Annotated in this window: 18 protein-coding genes; 12 read left to right on the top strand and 6 right to left on the bottom strand. The window is 71.8% G+C overall.

Going from position 1 to position 21,818, the window contains the following annotated elements; translation table 11 throughout:
• The first annotated feature begins 266 nt into the window (after positions 1-266).
• The 8 genes from ACIQU3_RS24500 (at position 267) to lgt (ending at position 6,293) form a co-directional block, all read left to right on the top strand.
• Complete coding sequence (locus ACIQU3_RS24500) at positions 267-518, top strand: HGxxPAAW family protein (RefSeq protein ID WP_403729596.1); 252 nt, start codon at positions 267-269, stop codon at positions 516-518.
• Positions 519-599: 81 nt separating this feature from the next.
• A complete protein-coding gene (locus ACIQU3_RS24495; RefSeq protein WP_403729599.1) occupies positions 600-1,034 on the top strand; it encodes a DUF2752 domain-containing protein in 435 nt (144 codons plus the stop codon).
• A gap of 139 nt (positions 1,035-1,173) precedes the next feature.
• Complete coding sequence (trpC, locus tag ACIQU3_RS24490; RefSeq protein ID WP_403729602.1) at positions 1,174-1,983, top strand: indole-3-glycerol phosphate synthase TrpC; 810 nt, start codon at positions 1,174-1,176, stop codon at positions 1,981-1,983.
• Positions 1,984-2,004: 21 nt separating this feature from the next.
• On the top strand, positions 2,005-2,169 hold the full coding sequence (gene trpM / locus ACIQU3_RS24485; protein WP_403729605.1) for a tryptophan biosynthesis modulator TrpM: 165 nt from the start codon (positions 2,005-2,007) through the stop codon (positions 2,167-2,169).
• A gap of 108 nt (positions 2,170-2,277) precedes the next feature.
• Complete coding sequence (gene trpB, locus ACIQU3_RS24480; protein WP_403729611.1) at positions 2,278-3,561, top strand: tryptophan synthase subunit beta; 1,284 nt, start codon at positions 2,278-2,280, stop codon at positions 3,559-3,561.
• The gene (gene trpA / locus ACIQU3_RS24475) at positions 3,558-4,376 is read left to right on the top strand and encodes a tryptophan synthase subunit alpha (RefSeq protein WP_403729618.1); all 819 of its coding nucleotides are present in this window, start codon (positions 3,558-3,560) and stop codon (positions 4,374-4,376) included. Before trpB ends, trpA begins: the two co-directional genes overlap by 4 nt.
• A gap of 86 nt (positions 4,377-4,462) precedes the next feature.
• Complete coding sequence (locus tag ACIQU3_RS24470; protein ID WP_403729622.1) at positions 4,463-5,239, top strand: DsbA family protein; 777 nt, start codon at positions 4,463-4,465, stop codon at positions 5,237-5,239.
• An 85-nt stretch (positions 5,240-5,324) separates the two neighbouring features.
• Positions 5,325-6,293, top strand: a complete 969-nt coding sequence (gene lgt, locus ACIQU3_RS24465; RefSeq protein WP_403927730.1) for a prolipoprotein diacylglyceryl transferase — start codon at positions 5,325-5,327, stop codon at positions 6,291-6,293.
• Between the two features lie 147 nt (positions 6,294-6,440).
• Here lgt and ACIQU3_RS24460 read toward each other — a convergent pair whose 3' ends face one another.
• The 6 genes from ACIQU3_RS24460 to ACIQU3_RS24435 are packed head-to-tail and all read right to left on the bottom strand — an operon-like array spanning position 6,441 to position 13,325.
• Positions 6,441-7,253 (bottom strand): HpcH/HpaI aldolase/citrate lyase family protein, encoded by an 813-nt coding sequence (locus ACIQU3_RS24460; protein WP_403729628.1) that lies wholly within the window; start codon positions 7,251-7,253, stop codon positions 6,441-6,443.
• On the bottom strand, positions 7,250-8,443 hold the full coding sequence (locus tag ACIQU3_RS24455) for a CaiB/BaiF CoA transferase family protein (protein ID WP_403927728.1): 1,194 nt from the start codon (positions 8,441-8,443) through the stop codon (positions 7,250-7,252). Before ACIQU3_RS24455 ends, ACIQU3_RS24460 begins: the two co-directional genes overlap by 4 nt.
• On the bottom strand, positions 8,440-9,801 hold the full coding sequence (locus tag ACIQU3_RS24450; RefSeq protein WP_403927726.1) for an ADP-ribosylglycohydrolase family protein: 1,362 nt from the start codon (positions 9,799-9,801) through the stop codon (positions 8,440-8,442). Before ACIQU3_RS24450 ends, ACIQU3_RS24455 begins: the two co-directional genes overlap by 4 nt.
• Entirely contained in the window at positions 9,789-10,976 is a 1,188-nt protein-coding gene (locus ACIQU3_RS24445; protein ID WP_403927724.1) for an ADP-ribosylglycohydrolase family protein, read from the bottom strand. The genes ACIQU3_RS24450 and ACIQU3_RS24445 overlap by 13 nt, the downstream gene beginning before the upstream one ends.
• 7 nt (positions 10,977-10,983) lie before the next feature.
• Complete coding sequence (locus ACIQU3_RS24440) at positions 10,984-12,306, bottom strand: ADP-ribosylglycohydrolase family protein (protein WP_403927722.1); 1,323 nt, start codon at positions 12,304-12,306, stop codon at positions 10,984-10,986.
• A complete protein-coding gene (locus ACIQU3_RS24435) occupies positions 12,303-13,325 on the bottom strand; it encodes an ADP-ribosylglycohydrolase family protein (RefSeq protein WP_403729645.1) in 1,023 nt (340 codons plus the stop codon). The genes ACIQU3_RS24440 and ACIQU3_RS24435 overlap by 4 nt, the downstream gene beginning before the upstream one ends.
• A 226-nt stretch (positions 13,326-13,551) precedes the next feature.
• Between ACIQU3_RS24435 and ACIQU3_RS24430 the strand changes: the two genes are divergently transcribed.
• The 4 genes from ACIQU3_RS24430 to ACIQU3_RS24415 all read left to right on the top strand — a co-directional run bounded on the left by ACIQU3_RS24430 (position 13,552) and on the right by ACIQU3_RS24415 (position 21,734).
• Positions 13,552-14,283 (top strand): VIT1/CCC1 transporter family protein, encoded by a 732-nt coding sequence (locus ACIQU3_RS24430; RefSeq protein WP_403729648.1) that lies wholly within the window; start codon positions 13,552-13,554, stop codon positions 14,281-14,283.
• 379 nt (positions 14,284-14,662) lie between these two features.
• The gene (gltB, locus tag ACIQU3_RS24425) at positions 14,663-19,261 is read left to right on the top strand and encodes a glutamate synthase large subunit (RefSeq protein WP_403927735.1); all 4,599 of its coding nucleotides are present in this window, start codon (positions 14,663-14,665) and stop codon (positions 19,259-19,261) included.
• Positions 19,254-20,717, top strand: coding sequence for a glutamate synthase subunit beta (locus tag ACIQU3_RS24420; protein WP_403729651.1), 1,464 nt, complete (start codon positions 19,254-19,256; stop codon positions 20,715-20,717). Before gltB ends, ACIQU3_RS24420 begins: the two co-directional genes overlap by 8 nt.
• Positions 20,718-20,999: 282 nt before the next feature.
• Entirely contained in the window at positions 21,000-21,734 is a 735-nt protein-coding gene (locus ACIQU3_RS24415) for a vWA domain-containing protein (protein WP_403927719.1), read from the top strand.
• The last annotated feature ends 84 nt before the right edge of the window (positions 21,735-21,818 follow it).

The following is a 21,818-nucleotide window of genomic DNA, read 5'->3' as shown; positions in this document are numbered from 1 at the left end:
GCTGGACTGGTACAACTACCACCGACCCCACACCGGAATCAGCGGCCACACCCCAGCCAGCCGCGTCACCAACCTGTCCGGTCAGCACACCTAGGCCCCTTGCCCCGGGCCCGCCCGGGTCGCGTGGCGCGGCGCGCACGGCGGGAGGACCCCTGAGCCGCACGAGTGAGCCGGGGGAGCACCCCGGGTCACCTCCCGGGTACCCGTGCGGGACAATGGCCCCGAGCGTCCTGCTCAGACACGCACACAGCAACGAGGAGCAAGCAATGGCGGGCAGCAGCCACGGTCACACCCCGGCCGCCTGGACCGGTGTCACGATCGCCTTCATCGGTTTCTGCGTCGCGGGCGCGTTCATGGTGATGGACCAGCCGGTGGGCTTCTGGGCGGGCATGGTGGTCGTGCTGCTCGGCGGTGTCGTCGGCGCCATCATGCGGATGATGGGCCTGGGCCAGCCCAAGGACCTGCACCAGCCGCACCAGATGACCGGCGAGCGCGCGCCGGCCCGCGCCGAGGGCTGACCCCGCGGAGCACCGCGTTGTCGCGGGAGGGGCGGCCGGCACGGGGTGCCGGGACCGCCCCTCACGCGCGTGCGGGGCACAATGCCTGGCGTGAACGCCGAGAGCCGAAGGGTGACGCGGAGCCTCCCGAGCCGTCTGGCCGTCCCCGCCGGGGTGCTCGCCGCCGTCGGCGCCGCCTTCGCCTACGTGGGCGCCGTGGACCCCAACCGGCCCGGCCACTACCCCGTCTGCCCGCTGCTGCACTACACCGGCCTCTACTGCCCGGGCTGCGGCGGCCTGCGCAGCGCGCACGCCTTCGTCCACGGTGACGTCCTCACCGCGCTGCACGCCAACGCGCTCGCGACCCTGGGCTACCTGGGCTTCGCCGTGCTGTGGACCGTATGGGTGGTGCACGCGGCCCGTGGGCGCCCCCTGCGGATCGACCCCCGCCCCGGCCTGGTGTGGAGCCTCGGGGCATTGCTGCTGGTCTTCTCGGTTGTCCGGAACCTGCCCTTCGGTGGCTGGCTCCATCCTTGATCGACGGGCGGATGTCCAGGTACTGGGACCGGCGTCAACCGGATGCGAGGCCTACGCCCCGCTGCGGATACCATCGCTATGACCATCGGTTTCCGATCGGTCGCTGGAACTGTCAAGAGTCTGGAAGGGGGCCGCTCGCGTGAGTGTGCTCGACGAGATCATCGACGGAGTCCGTGCCGACCTCGCGGAGCGGCAGGCGCGCGTCAGCCTCGACGAGCTCAAGGAGCGCGCGGCGAAGGCTCCCGCGGCGAAGGACGGCGCGGCCGCCCTGCGCGGCGAAGGCGTCAAGGTCATCTGCGAGGTCAAGCGCTCCAGCCCCTCCAAGGGCGCGCTGGCCGCGATCGCCGACCCGGCCGGTCTCGCCGCGGACTACGAGGCGGGCGGCGCCGCCGTCATCTCCGTCCTCACCGAGGAGCGTCGCTTCGGCGGCTCGCTCGCCGACCTGGAGGCGGTCCGCGCCCGCGTGGACATCCCGGTCCTCCGCAAGGACTTCGTCGTCACGTCGTACCAGCTGTGGGAAGCCCGCGCCTACGGCGCCGACGTCGTGCTGCTGATCGTCGCCGCCCTCGAACAGCCCGCCCTGGAGTCCCTCATCGAGCGCGCCGAGTCCATCGGGCTCACCCCGCTCGTCGAGGTGCACGACGAGGACGAGGTCGAGCGCGCGGTCGACGCCGGTGCCCGCGTGATCGGCGTCAACGCGCGCAACCTCAAGACCCTCGAGGTCGACCGCGGCACCTTCGAGCGGGTGGCGCCGGAGATCCCCGACCACATCATCAAGATCGCCGAGTCCGGCGTCCGCGGCCCGCACGACCTCATCGCCTACGCCAACGCCGGTGCCGACGCGGTGCTGGTCGGCGAGTCCCTCGTCACCGGCAAGGACCCCAGGACGGCGGTCTCCGACCTGGTCGCGGCCGGTGAGCACCCGGCACTCCGGCACGGCCGGAGCTGATCTCCCGCTAGGGTTGGCCCGATGACTCCCATCATGACGACCGTGGACCGGTACGCCCGCCTCGCGCGCGGCTGCCGCCCCCGCGGCTGCCGCGCGCCCGCCCGCCGGGTCCACGGCCGCCGCGTCCGGTACGTCATCGGTGACGAGCCCGGGCAGGTCAACGGCATGCGATGGCAGGGCTTCTAGGGGCGCGGGGAACTGCGCGATCGGCCATACACGGCCCGCGGTCAACAGCAAACCCTGCCCCCCACGGCGACTAGTGCATTCCACACACACTCACCGTGAGGTATCCGCATGCCCAGCCAGTTCTTCATCCCCGACCCCGAGGGTCAAATCCCCAGCCCTGAAGGCTACTTCGGGGCGTTCGGCGGCAAGTTCATCCCGGAGGCCCTCGTCGCCGCCGTCGACGAGGTGGCCGTCGAGTACGACAAGGCCAAGCACGACCCGGAGTTCGCCAGGGAACTCGACGACCTCCTGGTCAACTACACCGGCCGTCCCAGCTCCCTCACCGAGGTACCGAGGTTCGCCGGACACGCCGGTGGCGCACGGATCTTCCTGAAGCGGGAAGACCTGAACCACACCGGCTCGCACAAGATCAACAACGTCCTCGGCCAGGCCCTGCTCACCAAGCGCATGGGCAAGACCCGGGTCATCGCCGAGACGGGCGCCGGCCAGCACGGCGTGGCCACGGCCACCGCCTGTGCGCTGTTCGGCCTCGACTGCACGATCTACATGGGCGAGATCGACACCCGGCGCCAGGCCCTCAACGTCGCCCGCATGCGCATGCTCGGCGCCGAGGTCATCGCCGTGAAGTCGGGATCGCGCACCCTCAAGGACGCCATCAACGAGGCGTTCCGCGACTGGGTCGCCAACGTCGACCGCACCCACTACCTCTTCGGCACTGTCGCCGGACCGCACCCCTTCCCCGCCATGGTCCGCGACTTCCACCGCGTCATCGGCGTCGAGGCCCGGCGCCAGGTCCTGGAGCGCGCCGGACGCCTGCCCGACGCGGCCATCGCCTGCGTCGGCGGCGGCTCCAACGCCATTGGCCTGTTCCACGCGTTCATCCCGGACGCCGACGTCCGCCTCATCGGCTGCGAACCGGCCGGGCACGGCGTAGAGACCGGAGAGCACGCGGCGACCCTGACCGCCGGCGAGCCCGGCATCCTGCACGGCTCGCGCTCCTACGTCCTCCAGGACGACGAGGGCCAGATCACCGAGCCGTACTCGATCTCGGCCGGTCTCGACTACCCGGGCATCGGCCCCGAGCACTCCTACCTGAAGGATTCCGGCCGCGGCGAGTACCGCGCGGTCACCGACGACGCGGCCATGCAGGCCCTGCGCCTGCTGTCGCGCACCGAGGGCATCATCCCGGCCATCGAGAGCGCCCACGCCCTCGCCGGCGCCCTGGAGGTCGGCAAGGAACTCGGCAAGGACGGGTTGATCGTGGTCAACCTGTCCGGCCGCGGCGACAAGGACATGGACACCGCCGCGCGCTACTTCGGCCTGTACGACACCGACGCCGAGGTCGCCGAGGACGCCTCCGGCACCGCCGAGATCGAGGGGGACGCCAAGTGAGCGGCAACATCAGGCTGTTGGGCGACACCCTCGCCGCGGCCAAGTCCGAAGGGCGCTCCGCCCTCATCGCCTACCTTCCGGCCGGGTTCCCGACCGTGGACGGCGGTATCGAGGCGATCAAGGCCGTCATCGACGGCGGCGCCGACGTCGTCGAGGTGGGCCTGCCGCACAGCGACCCCGTCCTCGACGGCCCCGTCATCCAGACCGCCGACGACATCGCGCTGCGCGGCGGCGTGAAGATCGCCGACGTGATGCGCACGGTCCGCGAGGCGCACGCCGCCACCGGCAAGCCGATCCTCGTGATGACGTACTGGAACCCCATCGACCGTTACGGCGTCGAGCGGTTCACCGCCGAACTCGCCGAGGCGGGCGGCGCCGGTTGCATCCTGCCCGACCTGCCCGTGCAGGAGTCGGCGCTGTGGCGGGAGCACGCCGAGAAGCACGATCTCGCCACCGTCTTCGTCGTCGCGCCCAGCAGCAAGGACGAGCGGCTCGCGCAGATCACGGCGGCGGGCAGCGGCTTCGTCTACGCCGCCTCCCTCATGGGTGTCACCGGCACCCGCGCCAGCGTCAGCAACCAGGCCCAGGACCTGGTGGAACGCACCCGGGCCACCGGCACCGGCCTGCCCGTCTGCGTCGGGCTCGGCGTCTCCAACCCCGCTCAGGCCGCCGAGGTCGCGGGCTTCGCCGACGGCGTGATCGTCGGCTCGGCCTTCGTCAAGGCGATGCTGGACGCGCCGGACGCGGCGGCCGGGGTGGAAGCCGTGCGGGCGCTGGCCGGCGACCTCGCCAAGGGCGTGCGCCGGCAGGCGTAGGAAGCCGGGAAGTCATACAGATCCCTCGTACGGGTGGACCTGGGGCCGGGGAGGCGCGGTGCGCCTCCCCGGTTCGTTTCCGGGGTGTGAGCGAGAAGAACCGTGAGGGAAAGCGCACCGCCCGGGAGAAGCTGGCGGTCGAGCGTGAGAAGCAGAGGTCCGCGGACAAGCGCCGGCGCGCACTGATCGTCGGCGGCGCCGTCGTCGGCGTCCTGGGACTCGCGGCGGTGATCGGCGTCGTGGCGGCCAACGCCGGGAAGGACGACGGCAGCGAGGCCTCGGGCCCGGTCGTCGCGCCCTCCGGAGCCCAGGGCAAGGACAGCCTCGCCATCCCGGTCGGCAAGGACGGCGCCAAGTCCACGCTCACGGTGTGGGAGGACTTCCGCTGCCCCGCCTGCAAGTCCTTCGAGACGGCGTACCGGCCGGTGATCCACGAGCTGACGACCGCCGGCGAGCTCAAGGTCGAGTACCACCTGGTCACCCTCATCGACGGCAACATGCGCGGCACCGGCTCCCGCAACGCGGCCAACGCGGCTGCCTGCGCCCAGGACGCCGGGAAGTTCCCCGCGTACCACGACGTGCTCTTCGACAACCAGCCCTCGGAGGTCGACGACGCCTACGCGGACAACGCCAAGCTGATCGAACTGGCCGGCAAGGTCGACGGCCTGGACACCCCCGCCTTCCGCACCTGTGTCGAGAAGGGCACGCACAACGGCTGGGTCGCCAAGTCCCACCAGGCCTTCGACAAGGGCGACTTCTCGGGTACGCCCACCGTGCTGTTCGACGGCAAGAACATCTACCAGGACCGGACGATGACCCCGGCCAAGCTGAAGCAGATGGTGCAGGAGGCGAACCAGGGGTGAGGGGAAATTCTCACGCCCCCGTTATGGACCCGTAGCCGGGCCGCCCGTCGCGGGCCCGGTGCGGCACGGTAGCGTCGACCTTGCCATGGAACTTGCCTTCATTCCCAGCCCGTCGCGCGGGGTGCTGTACCTCGGCCCCATTCCGCTGCGCGGCTACGCGTTCTGCATCATCATCGGCGTCTTCGTTGCCGTCTGGCTCGGCAACAAGCGGTGGATCGCCCGGGGCGGGCGGGCCGGCACGGTGGCCGACATCGCTGTCTGGGCCGTGCCGTTCGGCTTGGTCGGCGGCCGGCTCTACCACGTGATCACGGACTACGAGCTGTACTTCAGCGAGGGCCGCGACTGGGTGGACGCCTTCAAGATCTGGGAGGGCGGCCTCGGCATCTGGGGCGCGATCGCGCTGGGCGCGCTGGGTGCCTGGATCGGCTGCCGCCGCCGTGGCATCCCGATGCCCGCCTACGCCGACGCCGTCGCGCCGGGCATCGCCTTCGCCCAGGCGATCGGTCGCTGGGGCAACTGGTTCAACCAGGAGCTGTACGGCAAGCCCACCGATCTGCCGTGGGCCCTGGAGATCACCTCCTCCTCCGACGGGCGGGTGCCGGGCACGTACCACCCGACGTTCCTGTACGAGTCGCTGTGGTGCGTCGGCGTGGCGCTCCTGGTCATCTGGGCGGACCGCCGCTTCCGGCTCGGGCACGGCCGGGCGTTCGCCCTGTACGTCGCCGCGTACTGCACGGGCCGGGCGTGGATCGAGTACATGCGCGTCGACGACGCCCACCACATCCTGGGCCTTCGGCTGAACGTCTGGACCGCGATCCTCGTGTTCCTGCTCGCGGTCACGTACCTGGTGGTGTCGTCGAAGAAGCGGCCCGGGCGGGAGGAGATCGTCGAGCCGGGTGCGCAGGCCTCCGGCGGCGAGACCGACGGTGCCGAGTCGGCCGACTCGGCGGGCGAGGCCGAGCGCGCCGAGGACGCCGGTGAGGACGACGAGTCCGCGAACGAGGCCGGGGCGGACGGTTCCAGGAACGAGGCCGGGTCGGGGAAGAAGACCTGACGGTTCGCCGCGTGTGACGTGCCGAGGGCGCCCAGGGACTCTCCCCGGGCGCCCTCTGCGTCAGAGAGGTAGGCCGGGGCGTGGGCTCCGGTGTGTCGGTGGTGGTGGGCCGTGGGCGGGGTGGGTCGGGCCGCGGGCTTCGGTGTGTCAGTGGTGGCGGGCCATGGACAGGGTGCGGCGCGCCGCGGTGACCATCGCCGCGTCGATGAAGCGGCCGTCCGGCAGGGCCTGGGCGCCCTGCTCCGCGGCGGCCGCCTTGAGGACCGTTTCCGCCTGCTCGATCTCCTCCTCACCGGGCAGATAGGCCCGCTCGATCACCGGCAGCTGGCGGGGGTGGATGGCGGCCCGGCCCAGAAAGCCCAGGGCGCGGCCGTGCGCGCAGGACGCGGCCAGGCCCTCCTGGTCACGGATGTCGGGGTGGACCGACTGGGCCGGTGGCGGCAGGCCCGCCGCGCGGGCGGCCACGACCACCCGGGAGCGGGACCAGTCCAGGCCCGTGCCGTCGCGAACGCCGAGGTCGGCACAGAGGTCGGCCTCCCCCAGGGAGATGCCCCGCAGACGGGGGTGGGCGGTCGCGACGGCGTAGGCCCGCTCCACCCCGAGCGCCGTCTCCAGAAGCGCGTACAGGTCGGTCCGGGCCGCGCGGCGGGCCACGTGGACGATCTCGGCGGCCGAGGTCACCTTGGGCAGCCGCAACCCGGACAGGCCCGGCTTTCCCACGAGGGCGGCGATGTCCTGCTCGCCCCGGCCGCCCAGCGCGTTGACGCGGACGTGGACCGGCACCGGGGGCCGGTCCGTGAGCAGCTCCGCGGTGGCGCCGCGGGCGTAGGCCTTGCGGTCCGGGGGGACCGCGTCCTCGAGGTCGACGACGACGACGTCGGCGCCGCTGGTGAGGGCTTTCGTCACCACGTGGGGGCGGTCGCCCGGGGCGTAGAGCCAGGTGAGCGGGTACACCGTCACAGGGCGCCCTCCGTGCGCAGCGCCGTGAGGTCGTCCGCGGTCAGGCCCAGTTCGGTGAGGACCTCCTCGGTGTCGGCGCCGTGGGGACGGCCGGCCCAGCGGATCGCGCCGGGTGTCGCCGAGAGCCGGAAGAGGACGTTCTGCATGCGCAGCGGGCCGAGTTCGGGATCGTCCACGGTGGTGATGGTGCCCAGGGCCTGGTACTGCGGGTCCGCCATCACGTCGCGGACGTCCTGGACCGGGGCCACCGCCGCCTCGGCCTTCTCGAACGCGGCCATGACGTCGCCGCGGGTGCGCGCGGCGATCCAGGTACCGACCGCCTCGTCCAGGACGTCGGCGTGGCGGGCACGGCCGGCGCCCGTGGCGAACCAGGGTTCGTCGATCAGTTCCGGGCGGCCGACCAGGTGCATCACGCGTTCCGCGACCGACTGGGCCGAGGTGGACACGGCGACCCAGGTGCCGTCCGCGGTGCGGTAGACGCCGCGCGGGGCGTTGTTGGGGGAACGGTTGCCGGTGCGGGGCTGGACGTGCCCGAGCTGGTCGTACCAGAGGGGCTGCGGGCCGAGGGCGGCCAGGATCGGTTCGATCAGGGCCATGTCGACGACCTGGCCCTCGCCGGTGTGCTCGCGGGCTGCGAGTGCCGTCATCACGGCGTACGCCGTCGTCAGACCCGCGATGGAGTCGGCGAGGCCGAACGGCGGGAGGGTCGGAGGCGAGTCCGGTTCGCCGGTGATCGCGGCGAAACCGCTCATCGCCTCGGCCAGGGTGCCGAAGCCGGGCCGGTGGGCGTAGGGGCCGAACTGGCCGAAGCCGGTGACGCGGGCCAGGACCAGGCGGGGGTTGGCCGCCGACAGCTCCGGCCAGCCGAGGTCCCACTTCTCCAGGGTGCCGGGGCGGAAGTTCTCGATGATCACGTCGGTGCCCGCGGCCAGGCGCAGGAGGGTGGCGCGGCCGCCGGGCTTGGACAGATCGAGGGTCATGGTCCGTTTGTTGCGACCGAGCATTTTCCACCACAGACCCACGCCGTCCTTCGACGGGCCGTGACCGCGGGAGGGGTCCGGCTTCGCCGGGTGTTCGATCTTGACGACCTCGGCACCGAAGTCGCCGAGCAGGGTGGCGGCCATCGGGCCGGCGAAGAGGGTGGCCAGGTCGAGGACACGCAGGCCGGTGAGGGGCGCGGGCGCGGTCATGGGCGGCGGGTCTCCCGGTGCGTGAGGTGGGCGAGGGTGTCGAAGCCGATGCCGTTGAAGTCGCCGATGGACGTGGCCAGCCGGTTCTTCAGGGGGGCCGTCCAGCGGTCGGGGAGCGCCGCGGGGTGTCCGGCCAGCAGTCCGGCGATGCTGCCGGCCGTCGCGCCGTTGGAGTCGGTGTCCCAGCCGCCGCCCACGGCACGGCAGATCGAGCCGGTGAAGTCACCGTTCGCGTGGGTGAGGGCGGCGGCGATCAGAGCCGTGTTGGGGACGGCGTGCACCCAGTGGTGGGTGGCGCCGTAGGTGCGGTGGAGCGTGTCGACGACCGTGTCGAAGTCCTGGTGCTCGTGTGCGAGCCCGACGGCTTCGCGGACGGCCCGGGCGAGGCGGGAGCGGGGAGGGACGACGGTCAGGCCGGTGCGCACACAGGCGTGTACGTCGTGGCCGCCCGTCGCGGCCGCCGCGATGACGGCCGCCGTGAACATCGCGGCGTAGACGCCGTTGGCGGTGTGCGTGAGGGTGGCGTCCCGGTGGGCCTGCTCGGCTGCGCTGGCCGGGTCGCCGGGGTTGGTCCAGCCGTGGACGTCGGCGCGGATCAGGGCACCGATCCACTCACGGAACGGGTTGCGGTGGCGGGCGGTGTGCGGGGGTTCCACGCCGGTCAGCAGGTTGCGGTACGCGATGCGTTCGGCGGTGAACGTCCGCCCGGCGGGGAGTTCGTCGAGCCAGGTCCGGGCCAGGTCCGTGAGGGTGAAGGCCCTGCCGTGCCGCTGGAGCAGGACGAGGTTGAGCAGGGGGTAGTCGAGGTCGTCGTCCTCCGGCATGCCGTCGATGTTCTCGGCGAGGGAGGTGGCTGCCGAGCGGCGGTTCCAGGGGTGCCGGCGCAGGAGGTCCTCGGGGACGCCCCGGGCGGTGAAGTAGGTGGTGAGGGGCCAGTTGGCGGTGGACCGGGCCAGTCGGCGGATGGCGTCGAGGGGCAGTTTCTCAACGGGTTTGCCCAGGAGACAGCCGGCGGCCCGGCCGAGCCAGGCGGCTTCGAGGCGCTGCGGGGTCGTGACCCGGACCGCCACGGGCCGCGGCCACGCGGGGCAGGAGGCCCTGATCCTCTCCAGGTCGGTCGGTTCGTCGTCGGCCAGCCGGCTGGGAAGATCGGCCAGCTCGTCCAGGAGGTCCGAGGCCAGCCGGCGCAGGTAGCGGGACGTCGGGGTGGGGGACGCGCCGGCGGCGGCCGGGGCGTCCGCTCCGCCCGCCGCTCGCCAGCGGGCCGCGATCACCTTCGGCTCGCGGCCGTCCAGGGCCGCCTGGCGGAGTTCGTGGCCGATCAGGTCCTCCGGCTGCACCCAGGTCAGTCGGAGCATGCCGCGCCTCCGAGGGAGGCGAAGGCCTGTTCGTGGGCGCGGCGGCGGGCCACGTCCCGGCCGAAGATCTCGCGGGCCACGGCGGTGAGGGTGGCCGCGGGCTCCCAAAGGTCCAGCCGGCTCGCCTCCGCGACCGTCTTGGCCCAGTCCTCGGGGACCGGTGAGCCCAGGGCACCCGCCAGCGCCCCGGCCATCGTGGCGATGGAGTCGCAGTCGCGTCCGTAGTTCACCGCGCCGAGCACCGCGTGCCGGTAGTCGCCCCGCGCCACCACCAGCATGCCCAGTGCGACGGGCAGTTCCTCGATCGCGTGCAGGCGGGAAGGGCGGCGGGCGCCGAGCGAGGGGGAGCGGTAGTCGGGGCCCACCGTGTCGTAGGGGGCCACCGCCTCGCGCAGCGGGCGCAGCGCCGACTCGAAGTCCGTGTGGCGGGAGGCCTCCTCGCAGACCCGCTCGATCGCGGCCCGGGTGCCGTCCTTCGCGAGGGCGAGACACCGGGAGACGACCGAGTCCGGGGTCGCGCCGGGGGCGCACGCCGCCGCCACGCCCGCGGCCAGGACGCCCGCCGCCTCACGGCCGTACGACGACTGGTGCGCGCCCGCGATGTCGAGGGCCTCGGCGTAGGCCGCGCGGGGGTCGGCCGCGTTGACCAGGCCGACGGGGGCCATGTACATCGCCGCACCGCAGTTGACGATGTTGCCGGTGCCTGCCTCGCGCGGGTCGGCGTGGCCGTAGTGGATCCGTGTGACGAGCCACTTCTCCGCCAGGAAGACGCGCTGCAGGGGGAGCGCCTCGGCCTCCAGTTCCGGGATCCAGCGTGGTGCTGTCATCAGGTCGGGGACCAGATGGTCGGCGATCGCGTAGGCGTCGAGGTGGTCGCGGACCCGGGCGTAGACGCGGACCAGGGCGTGGGTCATCAGGGTGTCGTCGGTGACGTGGCCGTCGCCCTTGTGGTACGGGGCGAGGGGGCGGGCCGTGCGCCAGTCGTCGCCGTGCCACGGGCCGACGACGCCGTGGACGCGGCCGGCGTGGCGTTCGAGGATCTGCTCGGGCGAGTAGCCCTCGACGGGGCCGCCGAGCGCGTCGCCGACCGCGGCCCCGACCAGGGCACCGGTGATCCGCTCGTCCAGTGGGGTGTTTTGATGAGCTTTGGGCTGCATGGGGGCTTTGGGCTGCATGGCCGCATCATCCACCCGGACGGGCTGGTTGTACGGCTTCCAGGAGCTCGGCGAGTTCCACGAGGTCCGTGCCGCTCAGGCGGGGGAGGACGCAGCCGGAGAGGGTGCGGCAGGTCTCCCGCCAGGACTCGGGGATCGACGCGCCGCCGCCCAGGGCGCCGGTGAGGGCGCCCGCCAGGGCCGGGGCGGAGTCCGCGACGCGGGACAGACAGGCCGCCGCGGGGATCGCCTCCGCGATGCGGCCGCGGGCGGCGGTGGCCAGGGCGAGGGCGACCGGGACCGTCTCGGCGGCCGCGATGCCGTAGCTGTAGACGTGGTCGACGATCTGGTGCTCCAAGGGCGGGACCAGGGCGAACGCGCTCTCCGCGGCGGCGGCCAGGCGGAGGGCGTGGCGGGCGTTGCGGCCGATCTCCGTCTCCTCGGGGAGTTCGGCGAGGGCCGCGGTGACGCAGGCGTCGACGTGTGCGCCGGCCAGGGCGAGGGCGAGAGCCGCCGCCATGGCGCGGGCGCCGTGCACTCCGTCGTCGTCCTGGGTGTAGCGGGCGTCGAACTCGGCGAGGTCCGCGGCGCTGCGGGGGTCGCCGGGGTGGGCCACGGCCAGGACGCAGGCGCGTACGCAGGCGGCGTCGTCGAAGTAGTGGGGGTTGTCGTGGCCGGTGGCGGGCGGGCGCAGGCCGGTGGCGAGGTTGCCCAGGCCGGCGCGGACGGAGATGCGGGCGCGCAGGGGGAGGACGGCGGACTCGGTCTCGGGGGCGCGGTCCGTTGCGGCGGAGACCTCGGCGGCGAGGGCGTTCCAGGTGAGGTCGATGGCGGCCCGGGTGCGGCGTTCCCGGCTGAGGTCGTTCAGGACGGTGTCGTCGCCGGCGCGCAGGAGGGCTTCCGCGGCGAAGGCCGCCCACTCGGCGTCGTCGGAGGGGCCGAGGCGCAGGGGGCCGGGGGGCTGGTTGAGGGCGATGGGGACGGGGAGGGTGGTGGTGGCGTTGTGTTCGGCGAAGGTGTCGAGTTCGCGGGTGAGGCGGCGGGTCCAGTCGGGCATGCGGGCGGCTCTGTGGCGGGCGGCGGGCCAGCCGGCGGCGTCGCCCGCGGCGAGTCCGAGCAGGAGGCCTTCGGCCGTTCTGTCTCCCACCCGCGTACCGCCCTCGACCTCACGGGCGCTGGTCTCCCGTGCGCTGGTGCCGCCGTCTGCGGCTGCGGGTTCGTGTGCCTTCACGCAGTGGGTCGCCACGCCGAGTGCTGTCCCGCCGTGTGTTGAGCCGCCGTCTGCCGGCAGGTCCTGCGTGCTCCCGCTGTAGGCCGTCATGTCGCGTGCTCTCCCCGTGTGTGTGGTCATGAGGGGGTCTCCGTTCCGTCGCCCGCCAGGACGAAGTCCGTCGGTTCCGGGGGTGTGCCGCAGGGTGCCGGTGACAGCAGGTCCGCGACCTCCAGGACGTGGTGGCCGGCCATCGCCGGCAGACATCTGCCGTGGACCGGGCCGATGGGGGCCGCCCAGGCCGCAGGGATCGCCGACACGCCACGGGTCGCTCCCGCGAGTGCTCCCGCCACCGCTGCCGTCGTGTCCGCGTCGCGGCCCATGTTCACCGCGGTCAGGACCGACTCCTCGAAGTCGCCGTCGGCCGCCGCGTACGCGCCGAAGGCGAGGGCGACCGCCTCGGGGGCCAGGTCGGTCCAGGGGTAGCCGCCGATGACGACCGCGGAGCGGACCGCGCGTTCGCCGCGGTGGGCGACGGTCACCGCGCGGCGCAGACTGCGGGCCGTCCAGGAGTCGTCGGGGACGACCGCGAGGGCCGCCGCCACGACCGCGTCCGACGGGGCGCCCGCCATCGCCGCCGCGACGCCCGCGGCCACGGCCTGGCCGCCGTAGATGCCCTCGCCGTCGTGGCTCACCGAGCCGTCGATCGCTACCAGCCGGGCCGCCTCCGTCGGGCGGCCCGCCGCGAACACCCCGAAAGGGGCCGCGCGCATCGCCAGACCGTCGCTCCAGGCGTGCCGGTGCTGGGCGGAGATCGGGGCGGCCAGACCCCGGCGGAGGTTCTCCAGCGTGCCGCGTTCGCTGAAACCGGCGCCCCGGAAGCGGCCCTCGTCGCGGTCGGCGATCCACTCGTGCCAGGCCGCTTCCACATGGGCGGGGGTGAGCGTGGAGCCGTGCCGGGCCAGCAGCAGACCGGAGAAGATCGCGTACTCGGTGTCGTCCGTGCCGGCCGGCCTCTCGGCGACGTACCCGGTGATCCGGCCCCACCGCGCGCGGATCTCGGAGGGCTTCATGTTCTCGGCGGGGGCCCCGAGCGCGTCACCGACGGCCAGGCCCAGCAGTGCGCCCCGTGCCCGTGCGCGGAGCCCGATCGATGCCATACGGCATGTGTCCCACTCCGGTGACTCCGCCGAGCCTCACGAGCCCCAGCATCACCCGGTCGACATCTGTGCGCACTGTTGATCAAGTGAGCGGAAGACGGTAAAACCGCAGGTTAGCCCAGCCTTTCCTTGCTGGCGGGAAAGGAATCAGCAGCGTAGTTTTGGCGTTGTAAAACTCTGGAACTTGTCCAAAGGCAGGTCGAAGACGGGGAGTGGGGTTCCTTTCATGGCCATCATCGAGACCGAGGCGACGCTGCACGAGGCGCACCGGGACAACCACACGCACCGGGACGTGAACGGCGGCTGGCTGCGTCCCGCGGTGTTCGGCGCGATGGACGGCCTCGTCTCCAACCTCGCCCTGATGACCGGTGTCGCGGGTGGTGCGGTCAGTCAGCACACCGTGATCCTGAGCGGGCTCGCGGGTCTGGCCGCGGGTGCCTTCTCCATGGCCGCCGGCGAGTACACCTCCGTCGCCTCGCAGCGTGAACTCGTCGAGGCCGAGCTGGACGTGGAGCGGCGCCAGCTGCGCAAGCACCCCAAGGACGAGGAGGCCGAGCTCGCCGCGCTCTACGAGTCGAGAGGCGTCGAGCCGGGGCTGGCCCGCGAGGTCGCGCGGCAGCTGTCGAAGGACCCCGAGCAGGCGCTGGAGATCCACGCCCGCGAGGAACTGGGGATCGACCCCGGCGATCTGCCCTCGCCCACCGTGGCCGCGGTGTCGAGCTTCGGCTCCTTCGCACTGGGCGCGCTGGTTCCCGTCCTGCCCTATCTGCTGGGGGCGAGCAGTATGTGGCCGGCGGTGCTGCTGGCCCTGCTGGGGCTCTTCCTGTGCGGTGCGGTGGTGGCCAAGGTGACGGCACGCACCTGGTGGTACAGCGGGCTGCGGCAGCTGTTCCTGGGTGGCGCGGCGGCCGGTGTGACGTACGCCCTGGGCACGTTGTTCGGAACGGCCGTAGGATAGCGCGACCCGGACTTATGCAAGGGACCGCATAAGTAGTCGTTACTCGTTGGTTTCGGGTGTGCGACCACCGGGCATGAGCCGTAAGCGCTGCGGGCAACGACGCTCGCCGCGCACCCAGCGGGTGGGCGAAGAGGCCTGTCCCGCTCCCCGGGCCGACGGAAAGCGATCTCACCCGATCGTTCCGTGCGGCCCCTCCATAGCTTCCACTGCTGGCGCGGTACCCCCGCCGCGAACCCGCAGTGTCCGCATGCTGGAACGGATTATCCCGGTTCCCGAGAACCGCTCCATCATGTAACCTGCACGAAATTTTGCGATCACGCGAGGGCCAACGTCGTCCCTCGGCACTTGCATATGCCAGATGACGACGACGGGAGAGCCGATGCGTACGCCGCGCCAGCCGTCCCAGCATTCCGCGAATGGCCAGAACTGGTCGTTCATGGATGCTCGCCCTGCTGCGCAGGGTATGTACGACCCCCGCAACGAGCACGACGCCTGCGGTGTCGGCTTCGTCGCCACCCTCACCGGCGAGGCGTCCCACACCCTGGTGGAACAGGCTCTGACCGTCCTGCGCAACCTCGAACACCGTGGCGCCACCGGCTCCGAGCCCGACTCCGGCGACGGCGCCGGCATCCTGTCGCAGGTCCCGGACGCCTTCTTCCGTGACGTGGCCGGATTCGAACTGCCCGACGCCGGTTACTACGCCGTCGGTATCGCCTTCCTGCCGGAGGACTCCACCGCCGACGCCGTCTCACAGATCGAGACGATCGCCGCCGACGAGGGCCTCACCGTCCTCGGCTGGCGCGAGGTGCCGGTCGCGCCCCAGCTGCTGGGTGCCACCGCCCGGTCGACCATGCCGGTCTTCCGCCAGATCTTCGTCGGCGACGGCGCCTCGGAGGGCATCGCCCTCGACCGCAAGGCCTTCGTGCTGCGCAAGCGCGCCGAGCGTGAGGCCGGCGTCTACTTCCCGTCGCTGTCCGCCCGGACGATCGTCTACAAGGGCATGCTGACCACCGGCCAGCTGGAGCCCTTCTTCCCGGACCTGTCCGACCGCCGCTTCGCCTCCGCGATCGCGCTCGTGCACTCCCGGTTCTCGACGAACACGTTCCCCTCGTGGCCGCTGGCCCACCCCTACCGCTTCGTCGCGCACAACGGTGAGATCAACACCGTCAAGGGCAACCGCAACTGGATGGTGGCCCGCGAGTCGCAGCTCGTCTCGGACCTGTTCGGCGGCGACGACAAGACCATCGACCGGATCTTCCCGGTCTGCACGCCCGACGCCTCCGACTCCGCCTCCTTCGACGAGGTCCTGGAGCTCCTGCACCTGGGCGGCCGCTCCCTGCCGCACTCCGTGTTGATGATGATCCCGGAGGCGTGGGAGAACCACGACTCCATGGACCCGGCCCGGCGCGCCTTCTACCAGTACCACTCCACGATGATGGAGCCCTGGGACGGCCCGGCCTGCGTCACCTTCACCGACGGCAAGCAGGTCGGCGCGGTCCTCGACCGCAACGGCCTGCGCCCCGGCCGCTACTGGGTCACCGACGACGGCCTGGTTGTCCTCGGCTCCGAGGTCGGCGTCCTGGACATCGACCCCTCCAAGGTCGTCCGCAAGGGCCGCCTCCAGCCCGGCCGCATGTTCCTCGTCGACACCGTCGAGCACCGCATCATCGAGGACGACGAGATCAAGGCCGAACTCGCCGCCGAGAACCCCTACGCGGAGTGGCTCGAAGCCGGCGAGATCGAGCTCGAGGACCTGCCCGAGCGCGAGCACATCGTGCACACGCACGCCTCCGTCACCCGCCGCCAGCAGACCTTCGGCTACACCGAGGAGGAGCTGCGCGTCATCCTCGCGCCGATGGCCAAGGCCGGTGCCGAGCCGATCGGTTCGATGGGCACCGACTCGCCGATCGCCGCCCTGTCGGACCGCCCGCGGCTGCTCTTCGACTACTTCACCCAGCTGTTCGCGCAGGTCACCAACCCGCCGCTGGACGCCATCCGCGAGGAACTGGTCACCTCCCTGCGCAGCTCGCTCGGTCCGCAGGGCAACCTGCTGGACCCGAACGCGGCCTCCTGCCGCAGTGTTCTGCTGCCCTTCCCGGTGATCGACAACGACGAGCTGGCCAAGCTCATCCACATCAACGCCGACGGCGACATGCCCGGCTTCAAGGCCGCCACGCTGTCCGGCCTGTACCGGGTGCACGGCGGCGGTGACGCCCTGGCCGCCCGCATCGAGGAGATCTGCGCCGAGGCCGACGCCGCCATCGAGAACGGCGCCCGCCTGATCGTCCTGTCGGACCGCCACTCGGACGCCGAGCACGCGCCGATCCCGTCGCTGCTGCTCACCGCGGCCGTCCACCACCACCTCATCCGCACCAAGCAGCGCACCCAGGTGGGCCTGCTGGTCGAGGCCGGTGACGTCCGCGAGGTCCACCACGTCGCCCTGCTCATCGGCTACGGCGCCGCCGCGGTCAACCCGTACCTGGCGATGGAGTCCGTCGAGGACCTGGTCCGCGCCGGTACCTTCCTGCCCGGCATCGAGCCCGAGAAGGCCATCCGCAACCTCATCTACGCCCTCGGCAAGGGCGTGCTGAAGGTCATGTCCAAGATGGGCATCTCGACCGTCGCCTCCTACCGCGGCGCCCAGGTCTTCGAGGCCGTCGGTCTCGACGAGGCCTTCGTCGAGAAGTACTTCAACGGCACGGCCACCAAGATCGGCGGAGTCGGCATCGACGTCGTCGCCAAGGAGGTCGCCGCCCGGCACGCCAAGGCCTACCCGGCCTCCGGCATCGCCCCGGCGCACCGCGCCCTGGAGATAGGCGGCGAGTACCAGTGGCGCCGCGAGGGCGAGCCGCACCTGTTCGACCCCGAGACGGTCTTCCGCCTCCAGCACTCCACGCGCTCCGGCAAGTACGACATCTTCAAGAAGTACACCGAGCGCGTGAACGAGCAGTCCGAGCGCCTGATGACACTGCGCGGCCTGTTCGGCTTCAAGTCGGACCGCAAGCCGATCTCCATCGACGAGGTCGAGCCCGTCTCCGAGATCGTCAAGCGCTTCTCCACGGGCGCCATGTCGTACGGCTCCATCTCCCAGGAGGCGCACGAGACCCTCGCCATCGCCATGAACCAGCTGGGCGGCAAGTCCAACACCGGTGAGGGCGGCGAGGACCCGGAGCGCCTGTACGACCCGGCCCGCCGGTCGTCCATCAAGCAGGTCGCCTCCGGCCGCTTCGGTGTGACCTCCGAGTACCTGGTCAACTCCGACGACATCCAGATCAAGATGGCCCAGGGCGCCAAGCCCGGCGAGGGCGGCCAGCTGCCCGGCCACAAGGTCTACCCGTGGGTCGCCAAGACGCGTCACTCGACGCCCGGCGTCGGCCTCATCTCGCCGCCGCCGCACCACGACATCTACTCCATCGAGGACCTCGCCCAGCTGATCCACGACCTGAAGAACGCGAACCCGCAGGCGCGGATTCACGTCAAGCTGGTCTCCGAGGTCGGCGTCGGCACGGTCGCCGCGGGTGTGTCCAAGGCGCACGCGGACGTCGTGCTCATCTCCGGCCACGACGGCGGCACGGGCGCCTCGCCGCTCACCTCGCTGAAGCACGCCGGCGGTCCCTGGGAGCTGGGCCTCGCCGAGACCCAGCAGACGCTGCTGCTCAACGGCCTGCGCGACCGCATCGTCGTCCAGACCGACGGCCAGCTGAAGACCGGCCGTGACGTGGTCATCGCCGCGCTGCTCGGCGCCGAGGAGTTCGGTTTCGCGACCGCGCCGCTCGTCGTCTCCGGCTGCGTCATGATGCGCGTCTGCCACCTGGACACCTGCCCGGTCGGCATCGCCACGCAGAACCCGGTGCTGCGCGAGCGCTACTCCGGCAAGGCCGAGTACGTCGTGAACTTCTTCCAGTTCATCGCCGAAGAGGTCCGCGAGATCCTCGCCGAGCTGGGCTTCCGCTCCATCGAGGAGGCCGTCGGCCACGCCGAGACCCTCGACGTGACCCGCGCGGTCGACCACTGGAAGGCGCAGGGCCTGGACCTGGAGCCGCTGTTCCACGTGCCCGAGCTGCCCGAGGGCGCGGTCCGCCACCAGCTGATCGCCCAGGACCACGGCCTGGAGAAGGCGCTCGACAACCAGCTGATCAAGCTGGCCGCCGACGCGCTCTCCGCGACCGGCGCCACCGACGCCCAGCCGGTGCGCGCCCAGGTGGAGATCCGCAACATCAACCGCACGGTCGGCACCATGCTCGGCCATGAAGTGACGAAGAAGTTCGGCGGTGCGGGCCTGCCCGACGACACCATCGACATCACCTTCACCGGCTCCGCCGGCCAGTCGTTCGGCGCGTTCGTGCCGAGCGGTGTCACGCTCCGCCTGGAGGGCGACGCCAACGACTACGTCGGCAAGGGCCTGTCCGGCGGCCGGATCGTCGTCCGCCCGGACCGCGCGGCCGACCACCTCGCCGAGTACAGCGTCATCGCCGGCAACACCATCGGCTACGGCGCCACCGGCGGCGAGATGTTCCTGCGCGGCAAGGTCGGCGAGCGGTTCTGCGTCCGCAACTCCGGTGCCACGGTCGTCTCCGAGGGCGTGGGCGACCACGGCTGCGAGTACATGACCGGCGGTCACGCGGTGGTTCTCGGCGAGACGGGCCGCAACTTCGCGGCCGGCATGTCCGGCGGTATCGCCTACGTGATCGACCTGGACCGCGACAACGTCAACGTCGGCAACCTGGACGCCGTGGAGGCGCTGGACGACACCGACAAGCAGTGGCTGCACGACGTGGTCCGCCGCCACCAGGAGGAGACCGGCTCGACCGTCGCCGAGAAGCTCCTGGCCGAGTGGGACACCGCCGTCGAGCGGTTCAGCAGGATCATCCCCAGCACGTACAAGGCAGTGCTCGCCGCCAAGGACGCCGCCGAGCGAGCCGGTCTCTCCGAGACCGAGACCCACGAGAAGATGATGGAGGCGGCGATCAATGGCTGACCCGAAGGGCTTCCTGAACCACGGGCGCGAGCTCGCCAAGTCCCGCCCCGTCGAGGAGCGCGTCAAGGACTGGAACGAGGTCTACGTCCCCGGCTCGCTGCTGCCCATCATCAGCAAGCAGGCCAGCCGCTGCATGGACTGCGGCATCCCGTTCTGCCACAACGGCTGTCCGCTCGGGAACCTCATCCCCGAGTGGAACGACTACGCCTACCGCGAGGACTGGGCGGCCGCTTCGGAGCGTCTGCACGCGACGAACAACTTCCCGGAGTTCACCGGCCGCCTGTGTCCCGCTCCCTGCGAGGCGGCGTGCGTGCTCGGCATCAACCAGCCGCCGGTCACCATCAAGAACGTCGAGGTCTCGATCATCGACAAGGCGTGGGAGACCGGGGACGTCGCCCCGCAGATCCCGGAGCGCCTCTCGGGCAAGACCGTCGCGGTCGTCGGCTCGGGCCCGGCGGGTCTCGCCGCCGCCCAGCAGCTCACCCGGGCCGGTCACACGGTCGCCGTCTACGAGCGCGCGGACCGCATCGGGGGCCTCCTCCGCTACGGCATCCCCGAGTTCAAGATGGAGAAGCGGCACATCAACCGCCGCATCGAGCAGATGCGCGCGGAGGGCACCCGCTTCCGCACCGGCATCGAGATCGGCCGCGACCTGAAGGCCACGGACCTGAAGAAGCGCTACGACGCGGTCGTCCTGGCCGTCGGCGCCACCACGGCCCGTGACCTGCCGGTGCCCGGACGCGAACTCAAGGGCATCCACCAGGCCATGGAGTACCTGCCGCTGGCCAACAAGGTGCAGGAGGGCGACTTCGTGGCGCCCCCCATCTCCGCCGAGGGCAAGCACGTCGTGGTCATCGGCGGCGGCGACACCGGCGCGGACTGCGTGGGCACCGCCCACCGTCAGGGCGCGGCCTCCGTCACGCAGCTGGAGATCATGCCCCGCCCGGGCGAGGAGCGGAACGCGGCCTCCCAGCCGTGGCCGACCTTCCCCATGCTGTACAAGGTCACCTCGGCGCACGAGGAGGGCGGCGAGCGGGTCTACTCCGTCTCGACGACCCACTTCGAGGGCGACGAGGAGGGCAACGTCCAGTGGCTGCACCTCACCGAGGTGGAGTTCATCGACGGCAAGCTGACCCCGAAGCCGGGCTCCGAGCGCAAGATCCCCGCGCAGCTGGTCACCCTCGCCATGGGCTTCACCGGCACCGACCGGGACAACGGCCTGGTCGAGCAGTTCGGCCTGGAGCTCGACGAGCGCGGCAACATCGCCCGCGACGCCGACTTCCGGACCAACGTGCCCGGAGTGTACGTCGCCGGTGACGCCGGCCGCGGCCAGTCGCTCATCGTCTGGGCGATCGCGGAGGGCCGCTCGGCGGCGCGCGGAGTGGACCGTGCCCTCACGGGCGCGAGCGAGCTGCCGGCGCCGATCCGTCCCACGGACCGTGCGCTGATGGTCTGACCGCCCTCACAAGACGTCCCGCACAAAGGCGTGCGGAACACTGACGGCGCCTGCCCCACAGTCCCCGACCGGACGCCCGGGCAGGCGCCGTCGCCTTTTCCGCCTGATGTACCTTCAGGGCCGACCGCGCCCTCTGCCGGACGGAAGCGCCGCAAGGGCTGCTTGTCGTGGTCCCGCCCTTCACCGTCGTCCCGTGACAGGGGCAGCTGGCCGGCTCTCCCTTTGCCGTACTCTCTGGCCCAGCCCCGGTGATCGAGAGCCGGGCGGTAAGGGGGACCCCACATGGCCGCGATCAGTCTCAGCAAGGTCCAGGAGACCGCCCCCGCGCTGGTGAGCCTCTACAAGAACGCCGGGGTGTCCCTCGCGAAGCACGGGCTGGGCGGGCTGCGGGCCGCGGTCTACCTCGTCATCGACTACTCCGGCTCGATGAAGCCGTACTACAAGGACGGCAGTGTGCAGGCGCTGGCGGATCGGGTGCTCGGGCTGTCGGCGCACCTCGACGACGACGGCAGCGTGCCCGTCGTGTTCTTCTCCACCGACGTCGACGCCGAGACCGAGATCGCCCTCACCGACCACCAGGGGCGGATCGAGCGGATCGTGGCCGGCCTCGGGCACATGGGGAAGACCAGCTACCACCTGGCGATGGACGCCGTGATCGACCACTACCTCGACAGCGGCTCGGTCGAACCCGCCCTGGTGGTGTTCCAGACCGACGGCGGACCGATCAACAAGCTCGCCGCGGAACGCTATCTGTGCAAGGCGGCCAGGCTGCCGCTGTTCTGGCAGTTCATCGGGTTCGGCGACCCCGGCAGCAAGCAGTTCGACTTCCTGCGCAAGCTGGACGAGCTGGCCGTGCCCGCCAAGCGGGTCGTCGACAACGCCGGGTTCTTCCACGCGGGCCAGGACCCGCGGAAGGTCCCCGACGCCGAGTTGTACGACCGGCTGGTGGGCGAGTTCCCGAAGTGGCTCGTGGCCGCCCGGTCGCAGGGGATCGTCAAGGACCCCGGCAGCCGCTGACCGGTCCTCGCCCCCCTGGCCCAACCGCCCCGCCCCTTGGCCCACGCCCCGTTTGCACGGCCGCGCCGCCGTGCCACGCTGGGA

Origin of the sequence: Streptomyces sp. NPDC101110 (assembly GCF_044759525.1) — a bacterium.
In the GTDB taxonomy this organism is placed as follows: Bacteria; Actinomycetota; Actinomycetes; order Streptomycetales; family Streptomycetaceae; genus Streptomyces.
Note: the sequence above shows the minus strand (reverse complement) of the source record. Positions and strands in the feature narration are given on the sequence as shown.